The 24,257-nt window shown below is 60.8% G+C and carries 25 protein-coding genes; 8 read left to right on the plus strand and 17 right to left on the minus strand.

The features are described from left to right. Nucleotides 1-488 precede the first annotated feature (488 nt). The 6 genes from V1279_RS31680 to V1279_RS31705 form a co-directional block, all read right to left on the minus strand. Nucleotides 489-1,520, minus strand: coding sequence for an IS110 family transposase (locus V1279_RS31680; protein WP_334444144.1), 1,032 nt, complete (start codon nt 1,518-1,520; stop codon nt 489-491). Between the two features lie 223 nt (nt 1,521-1,743). Next, complete coding sequence (locus tag V1279_RS31685) at nt 1,744-2,166, minus strand: hypothetical protein (protein WP_011087400.1); 423 nt, start codon at nt 2,164-2,166, stop codon at nt 1,744-1,746. A gap of 177 nt (nt 2,167-2,343) precedes the next feature. Beyond that, on the minus strand, nt 2,344-2,568 hold the full coding sequence (locus V1279_RS31690) for an ABC transporter substrate binding protein (protein WP_334444194.1): 225 nt from the start codon (nt 2,566-2,568) through the stop codon (nt 2,344-2,346). Between the two features lie 84 nt (nt 2,569-2,652). Further along, nucleotides 2,653-3,684, minus strand: coding sequence for a hypothetical protein (locus V1279_RS31695; protein ID WP_334444197.1), 1,032 nt, complete (start codon nt 3,682-3,684; stop codon nt 2,653-2,655). Further along, nucleotides 3,653-4,315, minus strand: coding sequence for a ParA family protein (locus V1279_RS31700; protein ID WP_334444199.1), 663 nt, complete (start codon nt 4,313-4,315; stop codon nt 3,653-3,655). Before V1279_RS31700 ends, V1279_RS31695 begins: the two co-directional genes overlap by 32 nt. Before the next feature lie 542 nt (nt 4,316-4,857). After that, nucleotides 4,858-5,634 carry a bestrophin-like domain gene (locus tag V1279_RS31705; protein ID WP_334444201.1) on the minus strand — a complete coding sequence of 259 codons (777 nt, stop codon included), beginning with the start codon at nt 5,632-5,634 and terminating at the stop codon, nt 4,858-4,860. 433 nt (nt 5,635-6,067) lie between these two features. On the opposite strand from V1279_RS31705, the gene V1279_RS31710 reads away from it, so the two are divergent. Together V1279_RS31710 and V1279_RS31715 are read left to right on the plus strand one after the other, a co-directional pair. After that, the gene (locus V1279_RS31710; protein ID WP_334444203.1) at nt 6,068-6,532 is read left to right on the plus strand and encodes a metallophosphoesterase family protein; all 465 of its coding nucleotides are present in this window, start codon (nt 6,068-6,070) and stop codon (nt 6,530-6,532) included. 1,027 nt (nt 6,533-7,559) lie between these two features. Then, the gene (locus tag V1279_RS31715) at nt 7,560-8,624 is read left to right on the plus strand and encodes an IS110 family transposase (RefSeq protein WP_334444206.1); all 1,065 of its coding nucleotides are present in this window, start codon (nt 7,560-7,562) and stop codon (nt 8,622-8,624) included. Nucleotides 8,625-9,233: 609 nt separating this feature from the next. Here V1279_RS31715 and V1279_RS31720 read toward each other — a convergent pair. Continuing rightward, a complete protein-coding gene (locus tag V1279_RS31720; protein ID WP_334444208.1) occupies nt 9,234-10,208 on the minus strand; it encodes a dienelactone hydrolase family protein in 975 nt (324 codons plus the stop codon). Between the two features lie 687 nt (nt 10,209-10,895). Between V1279_RS31720 and V1279_RS31725 the strand changes: the two genes are divergently transcribed. Further along, nucleotides 10,896-11,267: an SPW repeat protein gene (locus V1279_RS31725; RefSeq protein ID WP_334444210.1), complete on the plus strand. Its 372-nt coding sequence runs from the start codon at nt 10,896-10,898 to the stop codon at nt 11,265-11,267. A 108-nt stretch (nt 11,268-11,375) separates the two neighbouring features. Further along, nucleotides 11,376-11,576 (plus strand): hypothetical protein, encoded by a 201-nt coding sequence (locus tag V1279_RS31730; protein WP_334444212.1) that lies wholly within the window; start codon nt 11,376-11,378, stop codon nt 11,574-11,576. Between the two features lie 383 nt (nt 11,577-11,959). Here the strand turns inward: V1279_RS31730 and V1279_RS31735 are convergent, their stop codons facing one another. The 3 genes from V1279_RS31735 to V1279_RS31745 form a co-directional block, all read right to left on the minus strand. Beyond that, nucleotides 11,960-12,433 carry a hypothetical protein gene (locus V1279_RS31735; protein ID WP_334444214.1) on the minus strand — a complete coding sequence of 158 codons (474 nt, stop codon included), beginning with the start codon at nt 12,431-12,433 and terminating at the stop codon, nt 11,960-11,962. A gap of 707 nt (nt 12,434-13,140) precedes the next feature. Next, the gene (locus tag V1279_RS31740; RefSeq protein WP_334444217.1) at nt 13,141-14,532 is read right to left on the minus strand and encodes a sensor histidine kinase; all 1,392 of its coding nucleotides are present in this window, start codon (nt 14,530-14,532) and stop codon (nt 13,141-13,143) included. Continuing rightward, complete coding sequence (locus V1279_RS31745; protein ID WP_334444220.1) at nt 14,529-15,206, minus strand: response regulator; 678 nt, start codon at nt 15,204-15,206, stop codon at nt 14,529-14,531. Before V1279_RS31745 ends, V1279_RS31740 begins: the two co-directional genes overlap by 4 nt. A 203-nt stretch (nt 15,207-15,409) precedes the next feature. Between V1279_RS31745 and V1279_RS31750 the strand changes: the two genes are divergently transcribed. Together V1279_RS31750 and V1279_RS31755 are read left to right on the plus strand one after the other, a co-directional pair. Then, nucleotides 15,410-15,847, plus strand: a complete 438-nt coding sequence (locus tag V1279_RS31750) for a cupin domain-containing protein (RefSeq protein WP_334444223.1) — start codon at nt 15,410-15,412, stop codon at nt 15,845-15,847. A gap of 90 nt (nt 15,848-15,937) precedes the next feature. Beyond that, nucleotides 15,938-16,915: a cytochrome-c peroxidase gene (locus V1279_RS31755; protein WP_334444225.1), complete on the plus strand. Its 978-nt coding sequence runs from the start codon at nt 15,938-15,940 to the stop codon at nt 16,913-16,915. A 168-nt stretch (nt 16,916-17,083) separates the two neighbouring features. Here V1279_RS31755 and V1279_RS31760 read toward each other — a convergent pair whose 3' ends face one another. The 7 genes from V1279_RS31760 to V1279_RS31790 form a co-directional block, all read right to left on the minus strand. Next, nucleotides 17,084-17,809: a hypothetical protein gene (locus V1279_RS31760; protein WP_334444226.1), complete on the minus strand. Its 726-nt coding sequence runs from the start codon at nt 17,807-17,809 to the stop codon at nt 17,084-17,086. After that, the gene (locus V1279_RS31765) at nt 17,806-19,185 is read right to left on the minus strand and encodes an ABC transporter permease subunit (RefSeq protein ID WP_334446650.1); all 1,380 of its coding nucleotides are present in this window, start codon (nt 19,183-19,185) and stop codon (nt 17,806-17,808) included. The genes V1279_RS31760 and V1279_RS31765 overlap by 4 nt, the downstream gene beginning before the upstream one ends. Continuing rightward, nucleotides 19,172-19,867 (minus strand): ABC transporter ATP-binding protein, encoded by a 696-nt coding sequence (locus V1279_RS31770; RefSeq protein ID WP_334444228.1) that lies wholly within the window; start codon nt 19,865-19,867, stop codon nt 19,172-19,174. The genes V1279_RS31765 and V1279_RS31770 overlap by 14 nt, the downstream gene beginning before the upstream one ends. Before the next feature lie 326 nt (nt 19,868-20,193). After that, nucleotides 20,194-20,688, minus strand: a complete 495-nt coding sequence (locus V1279_RS31775) for a hypothetical protein (protein WP_334444230.1) — start codon at nt 20,686-20,688, stop codon at nt 20,194-20,196. A 35-nt stretch (nt 20,689-20,723) separates the two neighbouring features. Further along, nucleotides 20,724-21,611, minus strand: coding sequence for a DUF1259 domain-containing protein (locus tag V1279_RS31780; protein ID WP_334444233.1), 888 nt, complete (start codon nt 21,609-21,611; stop codon nt 20,724-20,726). Beyond that, nucleotides 21,612-21,866 carry a hypothetical protein gene (locus V1279_RS31785; protein WP_334444235.1) on the minus strand — a complete coding sequence of 85 codons (255 nt, stop codon included), beginning with the start codon at nt 21,864-21,866 and terminating at the stop codon, nt 21,612-21,614. Between the two features lie 199 nt (nt 21,867-22,065). Next, nucleotides 22,066-22,995, minus strand: coding sequence for a transcriptional regulator GcvA (locus V1279_RS31790; protein WP_334444237.1), 930 nt, complete (start codon nt 22,993-22,995; stop codon nt 22,066-22,068). Nucleotides 22,996-23,113: 118 nt separating this feature from the next. On the opposite strand from V1279_RS31790, the gene V1279_RS31795 reads away from it, so the two are divergent. Then, nucleotides 23,114-23,362 carry a DUF1127 domain-containing protein gene (locus tag V1279_RS31795; protein WP_334444239.1) on the plus strand — a complete coding sequence of 83 codons (249 nt, stop codon included), beginning with the start codon at nt 23,114-23,116 and terminating at the stop codon, nt 23,360-23,362. A 28-nt stretch (nt 23,363-23,390) separates the two neighbouring features. Further along, a complete protein-coding gene (locus tag V1279_RS31800; RefSeq protein WP_334444241.1) occupies nt 23,391-24,080 on the plus strand; it encodes a glutathione S-transferase family protein in 690 nt (229 codons plus the stop codon). Nucleotides 24,081-24,257: the final 177 nt, after the last annotated feature.

Here is a 24,257-nt window from a genome sequence, read left to right on the forward strand (position 1 = left end):
AAGGTAGCGGGGCAAGTAGAGGCTGACATCGCGCCCCCCGCTGCCGAGGCGTACGACTCTACACTGGACTTCTTGGGTTCGCGGTGTTTCGACAACAACCCCTCAAAATCCGCTTTGGCAGGCGGATTCAATACGTCGTGCGGCAAACGACGCTCAGGCGCACGGCGGGCGGAGGTGCGGGGCCGGCGCGTATGAACGTCGGCTTTGGGGTCATGTGTGGACGACGCCCGCGTTGCAAGAAGAATCTGACGTTCGGCTTGCGGTCGGGTGCAAGTCATGTGTCCGGCCTGTTTGCGCGGCACCATGACCGCTGGCCCTGATGTAGTCCGCGGATCGGGTCCCAATCATTCGCACGGGCTTTGACGCCCATGACCCAGAAGCGGGTTGTCCCAATCGACGGCTCGACCGTTTCGCATCACGCCATCATCACCCTCGCAATTCGGTTGTCTTGCTCCGCCGTCGCCTCAGGCTCCCATTGCCAAGCCTCTTCAGGCGGCTGCAGCAAGCTCCGGCGCTCGATAGTATCCTCCCTTGGCCATGATCGCCCAAGCGATGCGCGCCATCTTGTTGGCAACCGCAACGGCGACGAGCTTGGCCGGCTTCTTGGCCAGCAGCCTCATGACCCAAGGATGCTTTTGCGGCTGCTGCCGGGCGTGTCGAACAACGGCTGTTGCACCGATGACGAGCAACCGTCGGAGATAGCGATCTCCTTGCTTGGAGATGCCGCCGAGCCGCTCCTTGCCCCCCGTCGAATGCTGCCGCGGCACAAGTCCGATCCATGCCGCAAAATCCCGACCGGATTTGAAGTCACTCGGGTCTGTGACAGTAGAAGCAATGGCCGTGGCCCCGATCACGCCTATCCCGGGCACGGTCTCGAGGCGGCAGCTCATGTCATTGGCACGATGATGGGCGTGAATGGCGCGATCCAGAGTCCCGATTTGCAATTCCAGAGCAGCGAGTTGATCGACGATGGCCTGCAGCGCCTGTTTCATCGCAGATGGAAGAGCTTCGCGGTTACTTTCGTCCGTGATGATCGCGGCGAGCTGCGCGAGACCATCGCGCCCCGTCTCCGCAACGAGGCCGAACTCGGCAAGGTGGGCTCGGAGCGCATTGATCAGCTGCGTGCGCTGACGGATTAAAAGATCCCGCGTTCGATGCAACATCAGCAAGGCTTGCTGATCGGCCGACTTGATCGGCACGAACCGCATTGATGGGCGTGTCACGGCCTCACAGATGGCGGCTGCGTCGGCAGCATCGTTTTTCGACCGTTTGACATAGCCCTTCACGTAACTCGGCGGCATCAGACGCACGGTGTGACCGAGCTTGGAGACTTCACGCGCCCAATAATGAGCGGTTCCGCAGGCTTCCATGCCGACCAGGCAAGGGGGAATCTTGCTAAAGAAGTCAATGACCTGCTTGCGCCGCAACTGACGAGTGATGACGATCTTGCCCGCACTATCCACGCCGTGCACTTGGAACACGTTCTTGGCGAGATCAACGCCGATGGTGCTAACCTGCATGTGGACGACCCCCTCCGGTGATTCGTTGTTGAACGATCACCCTTTGGCACATTCGATGCCGGGAGCGGGCGTCGTCCACCACATCATTCGCGTCGGTTTGACGGTCGGCCAGCCACTTCCGATCTTCCCCCGTCAACGGACATTTCTAGACCGGCCCGGTTGGTCCGTTTCGTGCCCATGAGCCGACATCGCTCCAATCAAGCAGCGATACTTGTCAGGCTCCTTAGCGGCCGTAGGGGAAGCAGCGGTTGCGATCGAGTGTGAGACCGAAATGCGCTCCCAGCGCAGCGATGGCCGCTTCCTGCTGAGGATAAGGATCGGCATTGGATGCGGCAACGATGATGATCCGGAACCCGCCGCGATCCTTGCCACCCGGTGGCAGCATCGCTGTAGTCAGTGCATTGCCCTCCCTGTCGCGCAACGTGAGGAAAAGCGGCATCTCTCGCTGTACATGGGCCTCGAGGCCGATGTCGCGCTCGATCGCGTTGGGCCGCTCCGGACGCCAGGACTGGACTGCCTTCTCCCGCTCGCGGCAGAAATATTTCTCGACTGTGTGGCTCATCAGGCGCGACTCATGCGCCGCTTCACCTTCCGTCTCGATACGGAACCAGGTCTTACCCTTCGGCGCGTCGCAAACATACTGCATTTCGCCCGTCCTGCGATCGCCGCAATTCTAGGGCGGCGGGCCTGCAAAACCAATATGAGATTCGCTACCGTGTATATAACGCTGCACGATCGTATAATCGGAAGTGCGGCTGCAACACCCGCGCGACTATTGCCTGAGAGGCACCGCGCCAGTCGACGCGAAGGGCCATTTCCGGACTTATGCATCGCAACAAAGCAAACCCTGTTCGATCACTTCGTCCGCGCGGGCGAGCACCGATGCCGGCAGATCGCGGCCGAACGCCTTGGCGGTTTTCAGATTGACCACCAGCTCGTACTTGGTCGGCGTTTGCACCGGCAGATCAGCCGGCTTCGCTCCGGCCCTTATCAGCGCAATCATGGGCCATGCAGGAGCGGCCCCAACGTCAGCGTCTTCTTCGTCCAAAGCTCGGACGAAGTTGCCGGGGCGGTCCTCGCACGGGCCTCGGCCTCAGTCAAATCGGACGCCAAGTGCCCGCGCTGCTTAGCTTTACATTTCTGGATCTGAAATGCGGGTCAGCATCTTCACGTGCGGTCCCGCCCGTTTGAAGATCGGCTCCCAAAAGGAATAGGCCGTCTCGGCGAAACTCGCGCTTATGGTGAACTTCGTGAGCGCCCCCCGATAGGCGGCCTGTCGCCGGCAGCCCTGCCCCTCGACAAGGTGCCAGATGAATTGAGCGACCTGGCGCGCGTACGTGCTCGGACGACCTCGGTGGTTGGGTACGATCTCAAGCCGCATGGTCCCGGTGTCGCGCGTCTCCGGTTCGGTGATATTGGCAAGCCAGATGAAGATTGATGGATCAATGCTCGCGGCATAGCCGTCGCTCTTGAGCTGCTGATTGATCATAGAGAACGCGCTGGCGGCTTCTCTGAAGCATTCGCTCAGGATGAAGTTCGCCTGATTCTCCAGCTTGCCGCTCCGAAGATCGTCCAGCAATCTGACCGCCTCGTCAGTGAGCCGCCGCATGTATCGCAGTTGCGGCTGCCCCGCGCTGTCGGCTGGTTCCTTCTGCACAATCAACTCGGCCGCATCCGCGCGGAACTCCGTTGCGGCTTCTTTGAGAACGGTCAAAAAATTGCTTTCAAGACTGGAACCGCCGATGTCTTTCGACGCCGCTTCGCCTCCCACCCGTGTCTCTACGAGGTCCTTTGCATGGTCCAACGCAGCATTCAGGCTGGCTTTGATGTTTTCAAAAGCTCTGTTTTGATAGTCCTTTGCAATCTTCACCATCATCTCGGTGGTAGTGTCGGAATCTAGGAGTTCGTCCTTGCGCGGCGCCGCCGCATTCCGAGATTCAAGCACCGCAACGGGACTCGGAGCCGTCGCTTGCCTTGCAAGGATTGTTTGATCAGACGTCTTCTCGCCTGTGTGCTCCGATCGCGGATTGGAAGCAGCAAGCCCGCTGGACAACACAAACAGGCCATCGTCAACGGCTCGGCTCGCCGCCGCGGTAAGCTCCACCAGCGAGCGTCGCGCACAGCGCGTATGGCTAGCACGCTGCCTTTTTTGCGTGTGGCTCATGATCTAACGACCCCTCGACAAGCTTTTTCAAGACCCAGCGCCACAGCTCACGAACTTCCTCCGAGGCTCTTCCCTCTTGTGCAAACTCGGTCACGCCTAATCCTGCCCCAAGCGCGTCCTGGTGGTCATTGCGCTGTCCGACATAGGGAAGCGCAAGCACCCCGAGCGAATTGAGCGACGTTGCAGCTTCACTCAAGCGGCAGCCCCGCGGTGGCGTCTGATTGAGGACGAAAGCAAATCGGCGGTTGAGCCTACGAATAGCAATCAGCGTCGGTATCGCAGCTTCGATGTCCGCCGGACTCGGACGCACCGGGATCAGGCAAAGATCGGCCCTCGCGATGGCGCGCATGGCCAGTGCATTGTTCGTGGCGGCGGTATCGATGACCGTAAGCCAGATCCCCTCAGCTTCAAGGCTGACGAGCGCCCCTTCTATTTCGGCGGGATCGGCGACCCGAACGACCCGCGGATAGGGATGGCCGCGCCGCTCTATCCATTTTGAAATCGTGCCTTGTGGATCCGCCTCGACAATTGCGACGCGCTCCCCGTTCCCCATCGCTGCGACTGCAATTCCGACCGCCAGCGTGCTCTTGCCGCTTCCGCCTTTTTGGGTGACCAGAGCAAGGACATACATATCGCGCGTCCCGGGTGACAACGACGTGAAACGCACGAGTCGTCGAAAAAATTGGGCCTACCAATCGGTGACCTACCACTCCCCTTCGTGAATCGCATCAAGAGCGAGCGTGGAACTCACAACCAAATCAAGGCCCAGCCACTAACGATATACCGCGCTATACGTTGCCCAACGCCGGCCGGTCCATACATTTGGGCCACTCGCGGACATCGCACGGCCAAGCCCGTGCGTTTAAAGATGGCGCAAGCTCCGCTCGAGGTTGAGGGGACCACCGGATGGAGATCGGAGAACTCTTCGCGGAAAAGGGCGAGCCTCCTCGATACGATCGATCGGCGTCGGATAACAGGGGATCGCGGATCTCCCCGCGGCTCGTCCCTCGTCCGGGTGATGTCTCTTCTGGGTCAAAAGCGTCGTTTTCACCGTCCGACGAAGACTTCCGGTGTACCCCGGTGAACGGACATCGTCAGGGCCGGTCGTCATGTCTCAAAAGTGCCTCCTCCGATCTCATCGCACTGGCGGAGGGCCCTCGCTCACCGGCTCACCTACTTACCTGGCATGACTTGCAGAAGTGGCTCTGGCCCGATCGAGATTTGACCGGTGAATGGCCGATCATGAGCGGCGATCAGCAGTACCGAAGTAGCTACTCCTGTGGCGAACAGCCCCATCGCTATCCCCGATGCCAGTCGATTGCCGCAGTGAACGACGGCAATCACGAGTAACTCGCATACTGCTTGCAGGTACAGGCTCCACCATTTGACCGAATTGACTTCTGCTTGGCTGACGATGATCCGTTGCCTGCGCGCATCCAGCGCAGATCCCAGCGCGCTGATTATTTCTCGCTGCGCGCTCTGCTGGCCGGGATTCTGCGGGGCAATCGAGACAACGAACTGCAGCGCCTCCGCTAGAGCAATGGGAGCCGCCTTCAGTGAAGCCGTTTGGCGCGCCATCATCGGCCATTCCACCGTTGCGGCTTGCTCAATGTAGCCACGAATCAGGTCACGCAACCGGCTTTCCTGTTCCGACGGCAGGCCAGCCGCCAGAAGCATCACGGCTCTCAACGCGCTGGCTTCACGGCTGACCGCCGCATTAGCGCGATCGCTGTCACTCCAGACCTGTGCAGCCGTGAAAGCTACAAACAGGCCGAATAGGATACCTAGCACCGGCAGCATACCGGGAGAAATCGCCTGCAACGATTTTGCTCGCTCTCCCCTCGCGAGCGCCGAAACGGCTGCGAAAATTATTATGGCAAGCAGATAGGTAAAGGCGAAAATAGCCATTGCCATCAATGGCACCGGCAGATTGTGTAACCAGTCGCTCATCACTGCCTCCGTGCTGTTCCTGCTGCGGAATATCTCAAATGATCCGCTCCGGCCGCAGCAGAATGGCGCTAAATCCCGCGGCAGTTGCCGGTGAGCGTGACCTACATGGCCGCCTTGTTGTAGATCAGTTCAAGCGGTTTGACGAACGGCTTCCAGCGGCCGTGGTTGTCCGTTTTCTGCTAGCAACGGACCATCTTCGGGACCAAGGTGGCCCACGCAACTAGTTGGAGATACCGCTCGCGCCAATGGCGATGCTACATTGATCCACAGCGAGCCAGGATGCAGGAAGCGAAGCTATTGCACTGCCGAGGCAGCATGACGAATTTGCGGGGCCGCATAGAATGGGGATCTGTTGGTTCAGGAAGCGTTTCCGGCGTGATCAAAATTAATCCGGACCCGCCGTTCGGCGGCATCGAGGAATGCTGGCGCAGTGATGAGGATTGGAATCATATCCGACACGCACGGCCTCCTGCGGCCCGAGGCTGAGCGATGGCTCGCTGGGGTTGCGCATATCATCCACGCCGGCGATATCGGTCGGGCGGACGTTCTCGTTGGGCTGCGTCGGATTGCGCCCGTCACTGCGATCAGAGGAAACATCGACACCTGCGATTGGGCGGAACAGTATCCCGACACCCAGATGGTACAGCTCGGCGAGCGGTCCTTCTATGTCTTGCACGACCTTCAGGAACTGCAGATCGATCCAGCAGCTTGCGGAATTGACGTGGTCGTTTCCGGCCACTCGCATCGATCCCGGATCGAAACTATTGACGGTGTGCTCTATTTAAATCCTGGAAGCGCCGGGCCACGGCGTTTCAAGCTGCCTATCACACTGGCTACTCTGGAACTGACCGCAAGCGTCCTTCGGCCGGTCATTCACGACCTTACTCGCGCCGAGTGATGTGGACGTGCCTTCGACGGAGCACTGAGCAGTGCCCATCAACACAACGGAATCACGGTTCGCGGCCTGTCTCAAGCGACTTTTGCAACAAAATCTGCCAAGACCGGAAGTCGGCCACATTTATTCGAACGCCTCGGCGACAAACAGTTTCCTTGCCAAGCGGCGCTGCGGATACGCCCTCGTGCTTATGCGACGGGGCGGGCGCCGGCGCGCTCACGGGAGAGCGCGTATATTCTTGTATCAATACGCGGCGCTTCACATGACCCCACCATCATGAGTTCTGCGAGTTTTCGGCAGCCACCTGGCGGAATGTCTCCTTCGGGGTCAAAAGCCGGCCTAAATTGACCGACTGGGTTATGTCTGCTCTTCCCGCAATAGTCGCCTGACCATTTGGAAAGTACGTTGTGTGGCGCTAGTCATTCGCACAGCGCCGCAACTGGACCGGTCTTTGTGAATTCGTCCATCAAACAAATCCCCCGCGTGCGCCGCACACTCCGCAACTCCGCTTCGTCGCGCTCGTTGGCTAGGGTCGTGCCGCTGAGCGTCCCCACTCCCACGGGGTCTCAGTTATGGCGCGGCGGGGGCCGCCGGCCTCTACCTCCGCCGGCGGCCCCACTCCTCGTGCCTCACACAGCTCCGGCGTCGCGTCGGTAACAAGTCTGGTCTCAAATAAATCCCCGGTGCGCGGCTCACTCCGCAACTTCATCGCGCTGCGCTCTTTTGCGTATGTCGTGTCAAGGTTGGCCGCCTGAAATCCCCGTGGGCGTCCCTATCTTACGTGACGGGGGGCCGCTGGCCTCAATCCGCTTTTCGTCCGGCGGCCCTACCCCTGGCGCGCTAAGGCCCCGGCGTGTAGTCGGTTACGGTGCCGGTCTTGGTGAAGGCGCCGCCGCTGCTTCCTCGGAATTTCGAGGCCCTCTGATCCGCGTAATGTGCTGTCGAGATCCACTAATGGAATGGTCCGGCCGTGCTCCGGCCCTGCCAGTACGAGAAACTAGCAAGGGGCGCTCAAGACGAGGAGCACGTCATGTCTCAGAAACTCAACGCAGCGATCGCCGTGATCGGCATCGATATCGGCAAGAACTCGTTCCACCTCGTGGGTCATGATGACCGCGGCGCCATCGTGCTGCGGCAGAAGCGGTTACGCGGCCAGGTGGAAACGCGGCTCGCCAACCTGCCGCCGTGCCTGATCGGTATGGAAGCCTGCGTCGGCGCACATCATCTCAGTCGCAGGCTCCAAATGCTTGGCCACGACGCCCGCCTGATGCCGGCGAAATACGTGCGCCCCTATTCGAAGGGACAGAAGAATGACTTCCGAGATGCAGAAGCCATCGCCGAGGCGGTGCAACGCCCGACCATGAAATTCGTCGCGACCAAGACCGCCGATCAGCTCGACCTTCAGGCGCTGCACCGCGTCCGAGAGCGGTTGGTCGGTCAGCGGACTGGCGTCATCAATCAGATCCGTGCGTTCCTGCTGGAGCGGGGCATCGCCGTGCGGCAAGGCCTGCATTCCCTGCGATCCGAGTTGCGGGGTATCCTCGCGACGCGCACCGATGTGCTCTCGCCTCGCATGTTGCGCATCGTCGAGGATCTGGCGGGCGACTGGCGTCGGCTCGATGCGCGGATCGAGGGGCTATCTAGCGAGATCGAAACGCTGGCCCGTCAAGATCAGGCCTGCAAGCGACTGATGACGGTGCCCGGCATTGGCCCGCTTATCTCGAGCGCAATGGTGGCCGCGATCGGCACCGGAGAGGTGTTCTCGAAAGGCCGCGACTTCGGCGCCTGGCTTGGACTGGTGCCGAAGCAGATCTCCACCGGCGACCGCACGATCCTCGGCAAGATATCAAGGCGCGGCAATCGCTACCTGCGCGCGCTGTTCGTGCAAGCCGCGTGGGTCGTGCTGGTGAGGGTCAAGTGTTTGGAGCGCTATGGCCTCAAATCTTGGATCGAAGCCGCCAAGAAACGATTGCACCACAACGTGCTGGCGATTGCGCTCGCCAACAAGCTCGCCCGGATCGCGTGGGCGGTTCTCAACAAGGGACGCGCCTTCGAATGCGTCAAGACGGAGGAGACGGCGTGCCGACCTGCCTGATCGTCGCGCCGTGCTCGGGGCCGTCAAGGCGCAGCCTGGCCGTGGCAGAGCAAGACGTCAGGACAGCACGACGGCCGGCCTTGACGGCCCTTGCGCGCGGCGCGTCTGCGCGCGCAGGCCGGGACGAAGGAACGACCGCCAGGCACGAACAAAGGAACAGCGCGAAGTGAGGAGCTATCGATGACGTAACCAACATCCGAGGTCTGCGAGAGGATGAGACGACGATGGAGGATCGGTCTTCCCGGCGCATTCGAACACTGGTGACCCAAATGGCCCATTCGAGGCCTGTCCGCTAATCAGCTCGCATGCGCGCTGATATCCATGATGGCCCGGAGCACCACATGCTCCAATCAGAGGCCGGATACATTGATGCAAGACCGCATCTGCCAGGTTGACGAAACCTCTTGCAACGCGCGGCCGGACCATACATTGGGTCAAATTCGGAAGTCCGGGCGTTCAACTCGGCAGTCCGCTTGACCTTCAAAAACAGACATCATGAGCCGGGCCTATGAGGTCCGAAAAGTGCCCAGGAGGCGACATTTCGGTCCGGTGGCAGACGAACGCCGCCTCGATACCAGATGAACTGCGCGATCGAAAGGTCGGAAAAGATCACTTCGAAGCGAAGACCTCCTTCAGGAAGTCACGAACAAAAGCTCTCGCTTGAGCGCTGGCGACCTCATTAAATGCGACCGTCGGTCCTTTTTCGACACAGGCGTCACCATAGCTGAATGGCTGCTTCGTCTCCTGGTTCAGAATCACACCATTGTCAGCTTCCGCCATCAGACAACGACGGACCGTGGCCGCTGCTGCTAGCTTTCTTGGCTCCCTGAAGGCCGGCGCATCAAACACGTGATGTGCATCAGGATACTCAACTAATCGAATGTCCTTTCCGGCCTTTGAGAGGCGCTCAACATAGGCTCGGCAAGGAGCGATCGGAGCGTAATCGTCTGCAGTGCCGTGCAGAAGCCGTATCGGCCTTGCAACAACATCGTCGTCGTCTCGGAACGTTGTGTTACACGTGGGATACATAGCAATGTGCGCTGCGAAGTTGAGCTCTCCCGGCGGACCATGCATCTTGCGGAAGCGCACAACGCTCGAATAGAGGGCAGATTGACCGCCCCGCGAGAACCCCATCACAGCAACGCGAACGGGATCGATTTGCCTGTGCTTGGAGACGAGCTCCAGCGCGCGATACGCATCGACGATCATACTTAGCCGACCCAGCCGAGTCTGGTCGGTCACTGTCTCGATGATTCCGCGGCCAGAAAAGCTATCAACGGCAAATGTCGCAATGCCGATCTCGTTGAGTTCTCTCGTCCACTCATCGATCATGCTACCGGAACCGCCGACGCCGCCGGAGCCCTGAAGCAAGATGGCGGCCGGCAGCTTTTCGGGGCCCAACTTCGGAAGTCGCAGTACTCCTGCCAGGGTGACCGGGACCCCATCCTTCTTGCCGTTCAAGAAATCAGCATCTGACAGCGTGATTGACTGCAAGGCGTGAAACTCTTGGCGGGCCAGTTGCGCCTGCGCCTGAGCCCCAATGAAGAGGACAATTGGCAACGCGATCAGCAGTGGACTCTTCATAGCTTTCCTCCCAAATCTTGAGGCTAGGCGACCCCCAATAGCGGCAACGCTGTGAGGTTCGCGACACCCCGAGCTAGTGGCGGCCTTCGACGCGCGCGTAGGCACGCGCGAAATCCACGTTCGCACCGGTCAAAAGGACGTCGTGTGCTATCGAGTGAAAAGCCTGCCGACGGCATTCACGCTGCCCGGCTTCTTCGAGGTCTCGGCAATCTCGTCTTGAGCAGCTCATCATAGAATAGCCCATTTCCGATACGGGCACCAGCAAGGGCAAACGCAAAGGCGCCGGAATACGATATCGCCTCAAACCTCGAAATTCCGAATTAAGCGCGGTACGGTCATGCTCGACTTCGATCGAGCATGGAATTCCGATCGACGCCTTGATCCAAGCGGCCGGTTAAGTGCGGCTTTGGGTCAATCGCGTCATTTTGGCTGTCGGCCGACTACTTCCGGTCTTCCGCTGGAAACGGACATCGTCAGTGCAGGTCGGCATGTCTCAAACGTGCCAGGAAGAGACTCGTGCACTGCAACAAACTGCATCGCTATTCGATCACGTCGGCGCGGCCGAGCAGCGACAGCGGCAGGCGCGGCAGGTCCACCGCTCCCTTGCCATTATGCCGCGGGCCGCGATGGAACCGGCGCGGCGATCATACGGTGATTTGGCAGGGAAGACCTCCAATGGAGGGTGTCATGCAGAATTGGCTAGAGAATTGGACGAACGCAAAATTTTGTGACGTCGCGAACCTGATCCTCGGCGCGATTCTGTTCGTTTCGCCCTCGATATTCGGTTTCGATGCCGGGACGGTCTCTCAAAACGCCTATATCACCGGTATCGCCATCGCGATCCTTGCGATCGCGGCGCTGGCGGCATTCGCGGTGTGGGAGGAATGGCTGAACCTCATCGTCGGCTTGTGGGCGTTGGTATCGCCCTGGGTATTGGGCTTCCAGGGAACCACCGCGATGACGGTGCATGTGATCATCGGCGCGGCGGTCGCGATCCTGGCAGCGATCGAGCTCTGGATGATGTCCCAGATCCCGCCGCGGCTGACCACCGGCAGCTGAGAGGCTGAGGTCGTTTGAGGTCGTCCCTGCCCGGCGCGGCAAAAGCGCGGCGCGAAAAATTGGGCGGGCGGGGATGCGTGCGGGTGTCGACCGCCGAGGAGAGATGCGATGAAGCGCGGCAAAGTCCTGCAATTTGCGCAGTGGTGCCACGCGCTCGAAGTGCTCGGCAAGAAACTGAAGTCGACGAGTAAGACGCGCAAAATGCTGCTCGCCTCCGGGCGCGTAAAGCACGTGGGCCGCGGCCGATACCGGCTGATCGATGGGGTCGAAAATCGCGCCCAAAAAAAATCGGCGAAGCCGGGCGTCTAATCTGGTGTGAACTGTTCTAGCGGCAGACGATTGAATAACGTCCCCACCGCGCAGGAGGCTGCCATGCACCTTCACACATACCGGGACGAAAACCGCTCAAGGCACCTCGATCTCATCGGTCAGCACTGGTCAGTTGACCTAGTCACCGTCACGGCCGCCAGCATCTTGGTGTTGGGCTTCGCCTGTGCCGTCGTAGCCCTGTGGGTCCGCTAGGCGGGATGTATTGGGCCGCCCCCATTATCAGCGCCCCCCCGCCGGCAGCGCGGCTTCGGCTCAATCGCCCAGCGCGTCAGCCTTCACTGGCGGCGCGCGCAAGGGGGTGGCGGAGCGGGCGAGGGGCGGCCGAAAAAATTTGAAGGCCGGTGGGTGCGTGTTGTTGCCAGTTAGGGAGTTAGCCCTGATTGGATTCCGGCAGCTGCGATCTCGAGCTCCTTAGCTTCGGCATTCATCCAAGCTCGCAACCGACCAACGTCCTGGTTTGCGCCGTAGCGTTCGAATCTAACGGCCCACCACAATCCCTTTCCGTGACCGATCGCGAATAGTTCATTGTAGAGCTTCGGATTTTTAGTTGCCCATGCAGGATCTATCTCGCGTAGGTCCTCCGCAAAATTCGCAATTTCGCGATCGATGCGTCTGAGCTCCTGATCGACTAACATTTGATCGTGGGGCGAAAATTCACTCATCGTTGCGGGCTTGCCCTGCAAGTAATCCGCAAAAATGCGTTTCATTGCAGCGATACGAATCATCCGCGCGCCTATTAGAGCAGCACTGACTTTGCGCTTTTCCCTCGTCTCTAGATCGCCCCTTTTGATCATGAAAATTACGAGATCTTTTATCGCTGTGGCTATTTCACCCAAGCTCAATTCTGCGGCCCGCAGAACGGTTGGTATCGGAGATAGGAGAGATAGGACCAAGAAAATCAATGTCCGCCGACTAAGAGTTGTAATCATAGCGTGCTCCGATTTTAGCGAGAGTATTTGCGTTGCCGCGCGTGTTTGCAAGTAACCCCGTAGCATCATCCAAAACAGTCGGCGTTCCTCGGTCTTGGAGATGATCTTGGTGAGCGGCTGGTGCGTCCGATCGAGGTCGTGGGGGCCGAGCGTTTGAGCGCGCGCCTCTTGTCCAACATCCTCGGACACAATCGCCGGTGGCACCTGACAAGCTACTTTTGCGAACTATTGCCTGCAGAGCGGCTCGCGTTGTGCAAGCGGTCGGATGTCCGGGGTGGGTCAAACGCGTCATTTTGGTCGTTGGCCGACTACTTCAGTTCTTCCCCTGGAAACGGACATCGTCAGGGTCGGTCGCCATGTCTCAAAGGTGCCATCAGCAGCCGACGGCGCGGTAAGTACTTCTTCCGCCGTGCAACACGGGTCAACGATGCGCTGATTGTTCCGGTAGTCCGGCTTTGCGCAGAGCAGGATTTCGGGCTGCTTATGCGGGAGACGGTACTCGATGCTATGAAGGCGTAGGCCCGGATCGAGTACGGCTTTGTCAGGCAGTGTCCAGGCCAGCGGGCACGCGCTGCCAGGACCAGCGTTTCAGCACGATTAGCCCGGCGCAATTGTCACCCGCTTTGCCATACAGTGGTTGTCTGGTGCAACTCTTGAAAGACAAGGGTGAAGACGGCTCCGCCACCCGGATTGTCGCCGACTTCGATGCTCCCGTGGTGGGCCTTCATGATTTCACACACGATGGCGAGCCCGAGCCCCGAGCCCTGCCCCTGGCTGCCCTTGCCGCGCCAGAATCGATCGAAAATGCGGTTTCGCTCATCGACGGCGATTCCGGGACCCCGGTCGGCGACTTTGACGGCGCCATTCGGATCGACCTCGACGACGATTTCGCTGGCGGGCGGCGCGTAAGTGATAGCGTTCTCTATGAGGTTACGAATCGCGTCCTCGATCGCATATCGATTACCCTTGACGAGAACCTGTCGCTCCGTGCCCTGCGCGGCGAGCACGCGCCTGTTCGCCAACGCGACGGGCGCCATGTACGCAACCACGTCCTTGGCAATGCCGCAGAGATCGACCGGGGTCGAGACATCGAGCGCGATCGCATCCAAGCGGGCCACTCTGAGGAGCTGCTCTACCAAGCGGTTCATGCGTGCGACATCCGACTTGAGCATGGTGACGTCGTGGCTGCCGGCGAGCTGTTCGATGGCGGTCGTGAGGATCGCGAGAGGGGTGCGCAGTTCGTGCGCCGCGTTGGCCGTGAACTGGCGCTGCATCGCAAATCCCTTTTCTAGGCGGTCCAGTGCCTGATTTACCGCCGCGACGAGAGGTCGAACTTCGCTTGGAACGTTCTCCTCTGGCAATCGTATGGATATGCTTCCCGGCTCTATGGTCGCCGCCTTGGCCGATGCTTGCCGCAGCGGTCGCAGCCCCCGCCGAATCGCCACCACGCCGATGGCGAGCGTCGCGGCCACGACGAGCGGGACCAGCCAAGCGACGTTGAACATGAACTCCCGGAGCAGCGACTGAACCAGGACGTCGTCATCGGCCGCGCGCGCGATGGTGATCCACAGGGGCCCGACACGGCTTTCGATGCCTGCGGTCAGGCCGAAATAGTCCCGCTCGCTGGCGCCGAAGTGCCGCAAGCGGAAATAGGCCGGCTGATCGCCGGGTACGGGCAAGCGGGATACAAGATCGGCGACCTCGGCGTTCGATGCGGCGACAACTTTGCCTTCGGGGTGCCGAGCGGCATAAAGAAAGCTCCCCGACCGATAGAGCGATGCTAGCCAGTCCGGAAGCTCGACCTTGTATTCTCCGGCTGTGTCGACGGTGACGAGGTTCGCCAAGTGGCGTGCCCGGCGGTTTAAATCCTCCGTGCTCAGCGCGTCGGCGGTCGAGTAGGCCTGATACACGAGCCCGGCGACCGCGATGGCAGTCGCTGCGACGTACAGCGCGGCGAGGCTCAGCGCGAGCTGGAGTTGAAGCGATTGAACGCGGAACAGCCTCATGACCTAGTTTCTTCGAGCAGATAGCCGACACCGCGAACGGTATGGATTTCGACGGTCGCCCCCGCCCGCTGCAGCTTGCGGCGTAGGTGATGGACGTGCACAGGAACGGCATTCGATTCGAGCTCGTAATCGATTCCGTAGAGCTTTTCCTCGAGAATCGTCTTGGGCACGACCCGCCCGACTCGGCGCATCATGAGCTCGAGCGTCGCACTCTCGCGTCGGGGCAGAACGATGCGCACCAGACCGACGGTGACATCGCGTCCGATCGTGTCCAAGGCGACGTTGCCTGCCTGCAGGATGGTACCGAGAGCGCCTCCGGGGCGACGCAGGAGCGCTTTGAGGCGTGCGATCAGCTCGGTCGTGGCGAAGGGCTTCACGAGATAATCGTCCGCTCCGCTGTCGAGCCCGCGGACCCGGTCCTCCACGGCGTCCCGGGCGGTGAGGATGAGGACCGGAATTTGATTTCCGCTCGCTCTCGTCGCGAGAAGCAGTGCGAGCCCGTCGCCGTCAGGCAGGCCGAGATCGAGGATCGCCGCGTCATACGGCGCGGCGGCGAGCGCCGCACGGCCATCGACACCGGTACTGACAGCGTCGACAACAAAGTTCGCGTGCGCCAAAGCTGCCGTGAGCAGCTGCACGATGCGGGCTTCATCCTCGATCAGCAACAGCCGCAAGTGTCACCTGCGCGTAGACAGGATTGCAGTCGCCGGAGCTGGGCCAGCCGAACATGCGACTTTTAACGCAGATTTAAGGCGGGCTCGATCACCCGTTCGTGTGCGTGGGCAGCCGCACCGGGTTCTGGCGATAAAACTGCCTTAAACGGACAGCCATAAGGTCCGGTGGTACGCGTGAACAGACTGCGCTCGAGGAGATCGCCATGCAGCAGGTCCGCCGCCGCTTCCTGCAGATCGCCGGTGCCGCTCTTACCGCCTCCGCCGTGGCGCCTGCGGCATGGCCGCAGACGCCGACAGGAGGACCGAAGGCCAACCAGATCTTGCGCAGTGATCTGGAAGGCCAGGGCCAGAAGGTTCAGGAGACCGTGGTCACGGTCGTTGAATTTCCGCCGGGCGCGGCTGCGCCTTGGCATGCACATCCGGGCGCACAAGAACTCCTGTTCGGAATCGAAGGCACATTGACGGTCGAGGTTAACGGACAGGAACTCAAGACCATCAACATCGGCGACACTGGCGTGATCCCCGGCGACGTCTTTCATACGGCGCGAAACGAGAGCACGAACGCTACGGCAAAGGTCTTAGTGGTTCACAGTCGAAGCAACAAGGACAAGCCGCTCATCATCCTCGGAAAGAAGTCGTAGGAGCGGCGCAAACAGGAGGTCGGCATGCAGTTCTGGATGCCAGGCGTGGTCGCGGCATGCGCGATTGCCGTGCTCACCTCCGCTTCCTTGATGGCGCAAGACCTCGACCGGGCCCTGCTGCAGGAAGCTCGTTCGCTCTTCAAGAAACTGCCGCACGACTTTGCTGACTCGGAGCGCCCGCTTGCGCCCGAACGAGTTGTGCTCGGCAAAATGTTGTTCTTCGATCCGCGCTGGTCGGTCGATCAGAATGTGAGTTGTTCCAGCTGCCACAATCCCGCGCTCTACGGCTCGGATGCGCTCACAAAATCGATCGGCGTGCGCGGCCGACGTCACGCCCGCAACGCGCCGTCGGCATTGAACATCGCCGGCGACTTCGCTGCGAATTGGCGGGGCGACCGCAAGGACGTCGAAGATCAAGCCATCACAGCGGCGATCGGCGCGCTCAGCACTGGACATACGGATCACGTCGCGTGGATTGCGCAGATCAAATCGATCGGCGGCTATCTCGCGATGTTCCGACGCGCGTTCCCCGACGACGACGACCCGATCACTCCGACCAACCTCAGTCTGGCGATCGGCGCCTATGAACGGACGCTCGCGACACCCGGACCGTTCGATGCGTACCTGGACGGCAACATCTTGGCGTTGACGTCGCAGGCGCGTTTGGGGCTGCGCACCTTCGTCGATGTCGGGTGTGCCGCGTGCCACAACGGTGCCGGTGTCGGCGGCGCGATCTTCCAGAAATTCGGCGCGCAAATGGATTACTGGCTTGCGACCGGAAGCAAGGACATCGACAAGGGCCGTTTCGACGTGACGAAGGACGACGCGGACCTGTACGTGTTCAAAGTGCCCGGGCTGCGGAACGTCGCGATGACGCCACCGTATTTCCATGATGGATCGGTCGCCACGCTTCCGGAAGCCGTACGCGTGATGGCGAGGGTGCAACTCGGCAGGACGCTCGCCGACCAGGAAGTTAACGGAATCGTGGCGTTCTTGAAATCGCTCACCGGCGAACTCCCCAAGGACTTTTCGACCATGCCCACGTTGCCTGCTGGCGGGGCGCGTTAGGTTCTCCTCCGATACGCACTACGACTTCGTTTGGCCGGGTGACATAATCGCGACCAAAATCGCCGCGGCACCTCCGAGCACCACTCCGCTGGCGTTTCGAAGAGATTTCACACTGTCGCCATCCGTTCCGAGATGAAAAGGCCGGCTGTCCGCTTTGCGGATCTGCGGTCAATCGGTCGGTGCCACCACGAAATCGTCGATGTACATGTAGCTGTCCGCCTTGGACCACAGCCCGATGCGTCCCGAGACAGGCCCGGGCAGCTCGTGCTCCAGGTAGCGTTTGCCGTTGAGATAGCCTTCAACCTTGCTGCCGGCGATGCGAACCTTGAGTTCATGCCATTGGCGGCTCGGTGTCGGCGTGTTTCGAATCCATTTCACCGAGGATCGCTTGCCCTTTTCGAATTTCCAAAGCACGAGATTGTTTTCGAGCGGGTTGGCCCGTACCGTCAAATAGTCGCCATTCGGTTTTAGATTGAACAGGATGCCGGCAGCCTGGTCGATGCGGCCGGAAACCCCTTTGAAGCGAATGGTAATCTCTCCATTGCGAAAGTCCGACACGTCGTTGGCAACCGCGTACGGAAAATACGCAAAGGCCTGCACGCGGTCGAGGAACTCGGCATAGCGGTCCCCGTAGAGCGCCCTTGCCTTGTCCGCGAGGCCGGCCGACGCCTGACCCTCCTTCCATTGCCGTCCATCGACGACCAGGACCTTGTTGTTGTCCTCCGCCTCGATCCGCCAGACGCCGACGACGCCCAGGAACGATTTCGGGTCGGCGCCAACCGTTTCATCCGAAAAGTCGATCTTTTTCGGTTGCTCGGCATCCGCATGTGGCAGCAACACCGCCAGGACAAGACTCGCAACCGCGATCGCTTTCATGGCCTTGCTGATTTTCATGATTGACCTCCGTCGTTGAAGAGCTGCAGGACGCGCGGAGTACGGCAGCTCCACCACCAGAAAATGCCGATCAGGAGCGGAAGCACGCCGAAGAACCACGGCAGCGCCGTCTGCCCGTTCGCGACCAGCGGGTAGCCAGGGTAGTCCTGGCCAGGGATAGGGGCCGGAACAGGCATGCCAGCCAGTTCGTAGAGCAGCGGCAGGACTTCGCGATGGCTGGTTGATCGACTGGTGGCCGAGCGGCCTGCGTACGAATATTCGACTTCTCCGTAAGCCTCCTCGCTGGCGCTGCCGATGACGCTTTGCCCGCTCGCGGCAAGCCTGACGCTGACGTTCGCAAGCGTGCGCTCGAGTTTGGCGATAACGTTTCGCCGCAGATCGGCATAGCGCGGATCTTCGGGAGCCAAGCGAACAGTGATGACGAGCGGCTCGCGCAACGTCGCCAACGCGCTTTCGTCGGCGGCAGGAAACGAGTTGCGCCGGTCTTCGGTGAGATCGAACGAAGTCCTGACCTGCGTCGCGAGAACGACTATGCCGCCCGCTACCGCTACGCAGAAAAGCGATCGAACGAGCTTCGCCAGGAGCGCCACACCGGGATGCAGCCAGATGGTGGCAAGCCCGGCAAACCCGCCGATCGTACCCGCAATGCCAAACACAAGGCCTGCCGAAAGCAGTCCTTGCTCGAACGGACGGAGCGTCTGGGTCAGTGACAGCCGGGAAATCCATTCGAGGAGACCGGGCTGGCCAGCCAGGGCGAAATCCAGGACCCACGAGCCGATCGTGAATGCAAGCGTAATAATGGCCGCAGTCGCCGAGCTCTCGGAGATGGATGCGGCGAACAACGCAATGGCGCCGATGAGCAGACCATATAACAGGTGGCCCAACAGCAAATTGATGGTTTCCGCAGCATAGAGATGGCCATCGAGCACTGCCCAAACTACGAGCGCGGAAATCACAGGAATCGTCGCGACCGCCCACGCTGATGCCACAGCCACGATCTTGCTGGCGATCAATGTCGATGCCCGATAGGGCAACTGAACCAGCAAGCGCAGCGCACCCGATTCCTTTTCGCGACCAAGGACGCGGATGGCAACAAAAGGAAACAGCAGCGTGACGGCGACGTAGAAAGCCCCGAACGTCGGCACTAGAATGCCATCGAGTGGCGACAGCCCGCTTGCAAGCGCCGCTGATTCGCGCGCAGCCGAGCTGGCCTCGCTGTAGAGCGAAACGGCCTGAACGAAGCTGTAGCCGACCAACGGGCAAAGGATGAGCAGCATCGTCCATAGCGCCCGACCGCTCAACACTTCCCACATCTCCTTGTTGACCAAGGGATGAAAGGGAGCCCACCGGATCGTCGCTGTGTCAGGTGAGTGCAAGAAACACCTCCTCCAGTCCTGCCGACGGCCGCTCTGTGTGCGCGCGAAGCTCGTCGAGCGTGCCGATGCCGCGGACGCGGCCATCGGCGAGCAGCACAAAGCGGTCGCAGACGCGTTCGGCATCGACGAGTTGATGGATCGCGAGAACAAGCGTGCGACCCGTGGCCGCCACGCGGCGGAGCAGATTCATAATCTCGCGGGTCTGTCTGAGGTCGAAGCCATCGAACGGCTCATCCATGACAATCATCGGATGAGGCGTGAGGAGCGCGAGCGCAAGCATCAGGCGGCGGCCAAACCCTTTCGACAACGCGAAGACGGGTTTTTCCAGCACCGGCGACAGTCCAACGGCGCGCACCGTCCCTGCCACCTGGCTTTCCGGACGCCTGTAGACGCCCGCGAATAACGCAAGCACTCGCGCGACGTATTGGTCCTCCCAGGGCCGAAGTCCGTCCGGCAGATAGAAGATGAACTCTCGGCGTTGCCCCAATGGCAGGACCGTTCCGCGCCAAACAATGCGGCCGCGGTCAGCCGGCAGAAGACCGGCAATCGCCTCCAGCAGGGTCGTCTTTCCGGCTCCATTTGGCCCGATGAGGCCGAGAATTTCGCCGGCGGATACGGAGAAAGATACGTCGGCGAGCGCAGTCTGATCGCCATACATTTTGGTCAAATCGGTGACTTGCATCAGGACCCGTGCGTCTTCCTCAAGACGTTGGTCCGGGGCAGCAGTTGCGCAAAGTCCGGCGCGGCGGTCTTGCTTGCTGGAAGATCAGTCACAGTTCACCTCTTTTGGCGTAATTGATCGTCGCGTTCTGCAATTCCGCTCACTGCTTTGCCCTGCAGGATTTCATGCACATTGATATTCGGTCGAGCAGGCGGGGCCCGCATAGTTATTCATGATGCTTTGCGCTGCTCGGCGCAAACCTTGCAGTTCGGTGGCTGAAGCCGACCGCCCAGCAGCAAGAAAGCCGCCCAGCATCGAAGGAGTTGCAGCGATTCGCACAATCAACCTCACTTGGCTGTCTCCTTGGCAAGCGTCGGAATGAGTTCGCCGACACGCCAGGCAATCTCGTCCCGCGCGGCTTCATAGTTGTCGATACCGAGGGCTATGCCGGACCAGTAGGTGACGTTTGCATCGCCCTTTCGCTCGGCCGGGATCGTATCGAACGCCAGCACCCGGCTTGCGCGGCCGGCTTCGTCCGCGGTCAAGGCACCTGGCGCATTCGCCGGTTCAAGGCCGTCGAGTGCGAGGCCATCCTGGATACGAACCGGAATCGACCGGTACGTGTCGATGCCTCGCGAAACGGCCGTAAAGGGAAGCCCGCGCTCTTTCGCTACCTTGTTGAAATAGGCCGCCGCCATCTGGCTGTTCACGACGCCGTGCCGGCAGACGAAGACAATGGTCTTGCTCTCGCTCGCCGCACCCTCCGCCCGCGCGAAAGGTAAGGGGATCAATGCCATCAGGGTGACAAGGAGCGCCCACAGGCAGCGAAGAGATCGTTGCATCGCTTTACTATCCCACGTGAATGGTCGTTTTTTCGTCAATGCAACGCAACTGCGCTCTTGTCGAGCGCCGCACGCAGGCCTTTCGCCAGCTTTAGGGCATCGTCGTTTGCCCAGAAATGGCAGAAGAACAGGCGTGGCTGCTCGTCGAGCATGTGGCTGTGCAGCGCGGTCACCTCGATCCCGTTGCTGCGCAGCGCCCTGATCACCGGATTGACCTCGTTACCGGTGAGGACGAAATCGCCTGTTATCGCTGCCTTGCCGCCGCCCGTCGGCTGAAAACCGATCGCCTGCGCGACTCCCATGGGACCGACAGGGACAAGCTGCATGCCGCCCTCACTGATCGGATCGCGGCGCGGCACTGCAAACTGGTAGACGCCGCCATTGTTCTGCCCCTTGATTCCGATGATCTGATCGAGCTGCGCCGTATCGAGATCGATCGGAGGCGGGGCGCCGCCGACGGCTGCGGTCAGCGGGGTCTTGCTGACCGCCAGTGCTTCGCTGATCACCGTTGCCATCTTCACAGCATCGCCGTGGCCGCCGACATGCATGTAGTAGGTCGCCGGGCTGGCGCGCAGCAGATGATTATGCACGGCCGTGATCTCCAACCCGCCTTCGATCAGCTTCAGCATGACCGGATTGATCTCGGTCTCCAGCAAGACGAGATCTCCCATTGCCATCACCCCGCCATGGGCCGGCTTGAACGCGACCCAGCCGCCGAGCGCGAGCGCGGGCTTGATCGTCACCCCGTCCAGCGTGACCGACAGGTCACTGCGCGGGAATCCGTAGCGGTGCACGTCGCCGGACACCGCCGCTTTTCTGCCCATGGCGTCATCGACCTTCTGCCAGTCGATGTCCTGCGACCTTGCTGCCGTGCTGAGTGAAAGTGCGACGAGCGACGCGGCGAGATATTTGAGGATGCGCATCTAATTGTCCTCCTGCGTGAGACGGCCGGCAAGCGGCGCGATGTCCGACAGGAGCAGGTTGCTGCTCGCCTGCATCAGGCTCAGCGCCAGCGTGAACCCTGCGCGAACGCTTTCGGCATCGCCGTAGTAGACGACGGTCGAGTCGGCATCGGCGGTTGCGGGTTGGTGGCTGAGTTGACCGGATGGTGACGCAGAAGCAAGTTCTGTATCGAAGCTCGCCGTCGCGACCGAAGTGGGTGGGGTTCGTTCGTCCATGCGCAATCTCCTCGACAAGCGAGTGCTGCGCAGAGCTTGGACGATCACCGTCTATTGGGGAGCCTGCGTATCCCCACGGCTTTTCTACCGCGGAGCGCGCTGCTTGCGCAAGAAATCGGCCGCAGCGGAAATCACAAGGCCGTGCGTATCTGTTTGTTACAATGGGAACTCTCGGCTGCAGGAAGCCCGCGCGACATCACTATGCCGAGCGGGCCGCCCGCCCTTTCTTCTGAAGCTGGCGCAGATCGCTTGCGGCCTCTCTCAGCAACCAGTCGCGAAAGGTCACGATTTTTGGCAGCGCCGCGGTCGCCTTCGGGCAGATGATCCAGTACGTCCGGGAGAGCGGCAGCGAATGCGGAAATGGCCGTACCAGCCGGCCATTGATGAGATCCCACGCCGCCAGCGTCGTGCGCGCAAGCGCAATGCCTTGTCCGTTGATGGCGGCGTCGATCACCATGCTGGCGCGGTTCAGCACCGGGCCATGCGTGACGACCGCATCGTCGATGCCTGCCTCCTGCAACCAGTTCTTCCAGTCGGCCCGGCTGTCCATATGGATCAGCGGAAATTTGAGGATGTCGGCGGGCTTGCTCAGGCGGCGGCGGCCGGAAAGCAGCGTTGGACTGCATACGGCGAACAGCTTTTCCGGACTCAACCTTACCGTATCGAAGCCCGGCCAGTTGCCGTCGCCGTGCCGCACCGCGAGGTCGACTTCCTCGCGCGCGAAGTCGACATGATGCAGCGTCGCAGACACCCGCAGATCGATGCCGGAATGCGCCTCGGCAAAGTGACCGAGCCGATGCACCAGCCATTTGGCGGCAAAATCCGGCGATGTGCTTACGGTCAGGACCCCGGCATTCTTCCGCTCGATCAGCCGCTCCGTGCCGATCGCGATGCGATCCAGCGCATCGCGCACGATTGCAAGATACTCGCGGCCGGCCTCGGTGATGATGAGACGCTGGCGCTCCCGGTTGAACAGCTTGATGGCAAGCTCGGCCTCTAACGCCTTGACCTGATGGCTGACCGCGCCCTGCGTGACGCAAAGCTCCTCCGCGGCGCGGGTAAAACTCTCATGCCGGGCCGCGGCTTCGAAGGCTTTCAGGGCGTTCAGTGATGGCAGGCGCGGGCGCATCGCACGACTTCATGAGAAAAATTAGGTCAGGCAAGAGAAAGGATGCTTTGCGGGCAGTGGCCCGCTCACTCTATTTGGACGGCTCCAATGCAGCATTTCACGAGATTTGGACTTGTCGATGTCAACTTTCATTACCGATCCCCTCTCATTCCCGACCAGTCAGGCGGGTGACCGACCCGCCCGAGTTCATCAATCAAATTCCGGACCAAGCCCGGCCATTCGATGGGGTCGCTGGTTCGACTGGGCCGAACGCCGCCGGCAGCGCCTCGCGCTGCGGGAGCTTGCCGATGACAAGCACTTTCTCGACGACCTCGGCCTGACGCGCGAGCAGGCGCTGGACGAAGCCAACAAACCGTTCTGGCGCTGACCATCAAAATCACAGGGGGAGAAAACGGATGTCCGATCCAATCGTCTACGGTTTTCCGCGCAGCACCTTCGTCAACATCATTCGCCTGATCTTGACACACAAGGACGTGGCCTACAGCTTCCACGACCTCGAGCCGGTGATGGGCAAGCCTGACCATCTGGCACTGCACCCATTCAACCGCGTCCCGATCTTCAAGCATGGCGATCTCACGGTCTACGAAACGAGTGCGATCGCCACCTATGTCGATGAAGCCTTCGACGGTGCGCGCCTGACGCCGAAGGATGCCCGCGCGCGGGCGCGCATGAACCAGTGGATCAGCGCGGTCAATTCCTATTACTACCCCTATATGATCTACCACGTGACGCACGAGCGCCTGGTCTACCCCGAACTTGGCATTGCGTCCGACGAGGAGGTCGTTGCGCATGCGCTGCCCAAGGTCGAGAACGCGCTTGCGGTCGCCGAACGCCAGCTTGGGCATGGAGAAAACTTCCTGCTCGGCCCGGAACTCACCATCGCGGACTTCTATCTGCTGCCGGCCACCTTTGCGTTCAGCCTGACCGCCGAGGGGCAGTCGATGTATCCGAAATTCCCGGCATTCTGCCGCTGGCGGGAACGGATGGATAATCTGCCGGCGACGCAAAAGGTGCGCGCCGCCGTGCCGCGCCTGCCGATCGAACACGCCCGCGAATGGGCGAATTCGCACCGCCCGAAATATTGAACGTACCAGGACTGGGGAACCTTGCGGCCGACGACTGTCCCCGCTAGGTTTGAGAATACGGGGAAACACAGGCTCCCCGCCAGACGGCCCGCCGTCCAAGCCCTGTGCAACGCTCCGCATTTTGGAGGAGATTGCACGTGGACGGACCCCTGCCAGCTATCAGACAAACGCTGCGTC

Origin of the sequence: Bradyrhizobium sp. AZCC 1610 (assembly GCF_036924515.1) — a bacterium.
In the GTDB taxonomy this organism is placed as follows: Bacteria; Pseudomonadota; Alphaproteobacteria; order Rhizobiales; family Xanthobacteraceae; genus Bradyrhizobium.

Bases quoted from the DNA above. Each gene is read 5' to 3' on its own strand.
- V1279_RS31680 (WP_334444144.1), bottom strand. From the start codon at position 1,520: ATGCAGGTTAGCACCATCGGCGTTGATCTCGCCAAGAACGTGTTCCAA.
- V1279_RS31685 (WP_011087400.1), bottom strand. From the start codon at position 2,166: ATGCAGTATGTTTGCGACGCGCCGAAGGGTAAGACCTGGTTCCGTATC.
- V1279_RS31695 (WP_334444197.1), bottom strand. From the start codon at position 3,684: ATGAGCCACACGCAAAAAAGGCAGCGTGCTAGCCATACGCGCTGTGCG.
- V1279_RS31700 (WP_334444199.1), bottom strand. From the start codon at position 4,315: ATGTATGTCCTTGCTCTGGTCACCCAAAAAGGCGGAAGCGGCAAGAGC.
- V1279_RS31705 (WP_334444201.1), bottom strand. From the start codon at position 5,634: ATGAGCGACTGGTTACACAATCTGCCGGTGCCATTGATGGCAATGGCT.
- V1279_RS31710 (WP_334444203.1), top strand. From the start codon at position 6,068: ATGAGGATTGGAATCATATCCGACACGCACGGCCTCCTGCGGCCCGAG.
- V1279_RS31715 (WP_334444206.1), top strand. From the start codon at position 7,560: ATGTCTCAGAAACTCAACGCAGCGATCGCCGTGATCGGCATCGATATC.
- V1279_RS31720 (WP_334444208.1), bottom strand. From the start codon at position 10,208: ATGAAGAGTCCACTGCTGATCGCGTTGCCAATTGTCCTCTTCATTGGG.
- V1279_RS31725 (WP_334444210.1), top strand. From the start codon at position 10,896: ATGCAGAATTGGCTAGAGAATTGGACGAACGCAAAATTTTGTGACGTC.
- V1279_RS31730 (WP_334444212.1), top strand. From the start codon at position 11,376: ATGAAGCGCGGCAAAGTCCTGCAATTTGCGCAGTGGTGCCACGCGCTC.
- V1279_RS31740 (WP_334444217.1), bottom strand. From the start codon at position 14,532: ATGAGGCTGTTCCGCGTTCAATCGCTTCAACTCCAGCTCGCGCTGAGC.
- V1279_RS31750 (WP_334444223.1), top strand. From the start codon at position 15,410: ATGCAGCAGGTCCGCCGCCGCTTCCTGCAGATCGCCGGTGCCGCTCTT.
- V1279_RS31755 (WP_334444225.1), top strand. From the start codon at position 15,938: ATGGCGCAAGACCTCGACCGGGCCCTGCTGCAGGAAGCTCGTTCGCTC.
- V1279_RS31760 (WP_334444226.1), bottom strand. From the start codon at position 17,809: ATGAAAATCAGCAAGGCCATGAAAGCGATCGCGGTTGCGAGTCTTGTC.
- V1279_RS31770 (WP_334444228.1), bottom strand. From the start codon at position 19,867: ATGCAAGTCACCGATTTGACCAAAATGTATGGCGATCAGACTGCGCTC.
- V1279_RS31775 (WP_334444230.1), bottom strand. From the start codon at position 20,688: ATGCAACGATCTCTTCGCTGCCTGTGGGCGCTCCTTGTCACCCTGATG.
- V1279_RS31780 (WP_334444233.1), bottom strand. From the start codon at position 21,611: ATGCGCATCCTCAAATATCTCGCCGCGTCGCTCGTCGCACTTTCACTC.
- V1279_RS31785 (WP_334444235.1), bottom strand. From the start codon at position 21,866: ATGGACGAACGAACCCCACCCACTTCGGTCGCGACGGCGAGCTTCGAT.
- V1279_RS31790 (WP_334444237.1), bottom strand. From the start codon at position 22,995: ATGCGCCCGCGCCTGCCATCACTGAACGCCCTGAAAGCCTTCGAAGCC.
- V1279_RS31795 (WP_334444239.1), top strand. From the start codon at position 23,114: ATGTCAACTTTCATTACCGATCCCCTCTCATTCCCGACCAGTCAGGCG.
- V1279_RS31800 (WP_334444241.1), top strand. From the start codon at position 23,391: ATGTCCGATCCAATCGTCTACGGTTTTCCGCGCAGCACCTTCGTCAAC.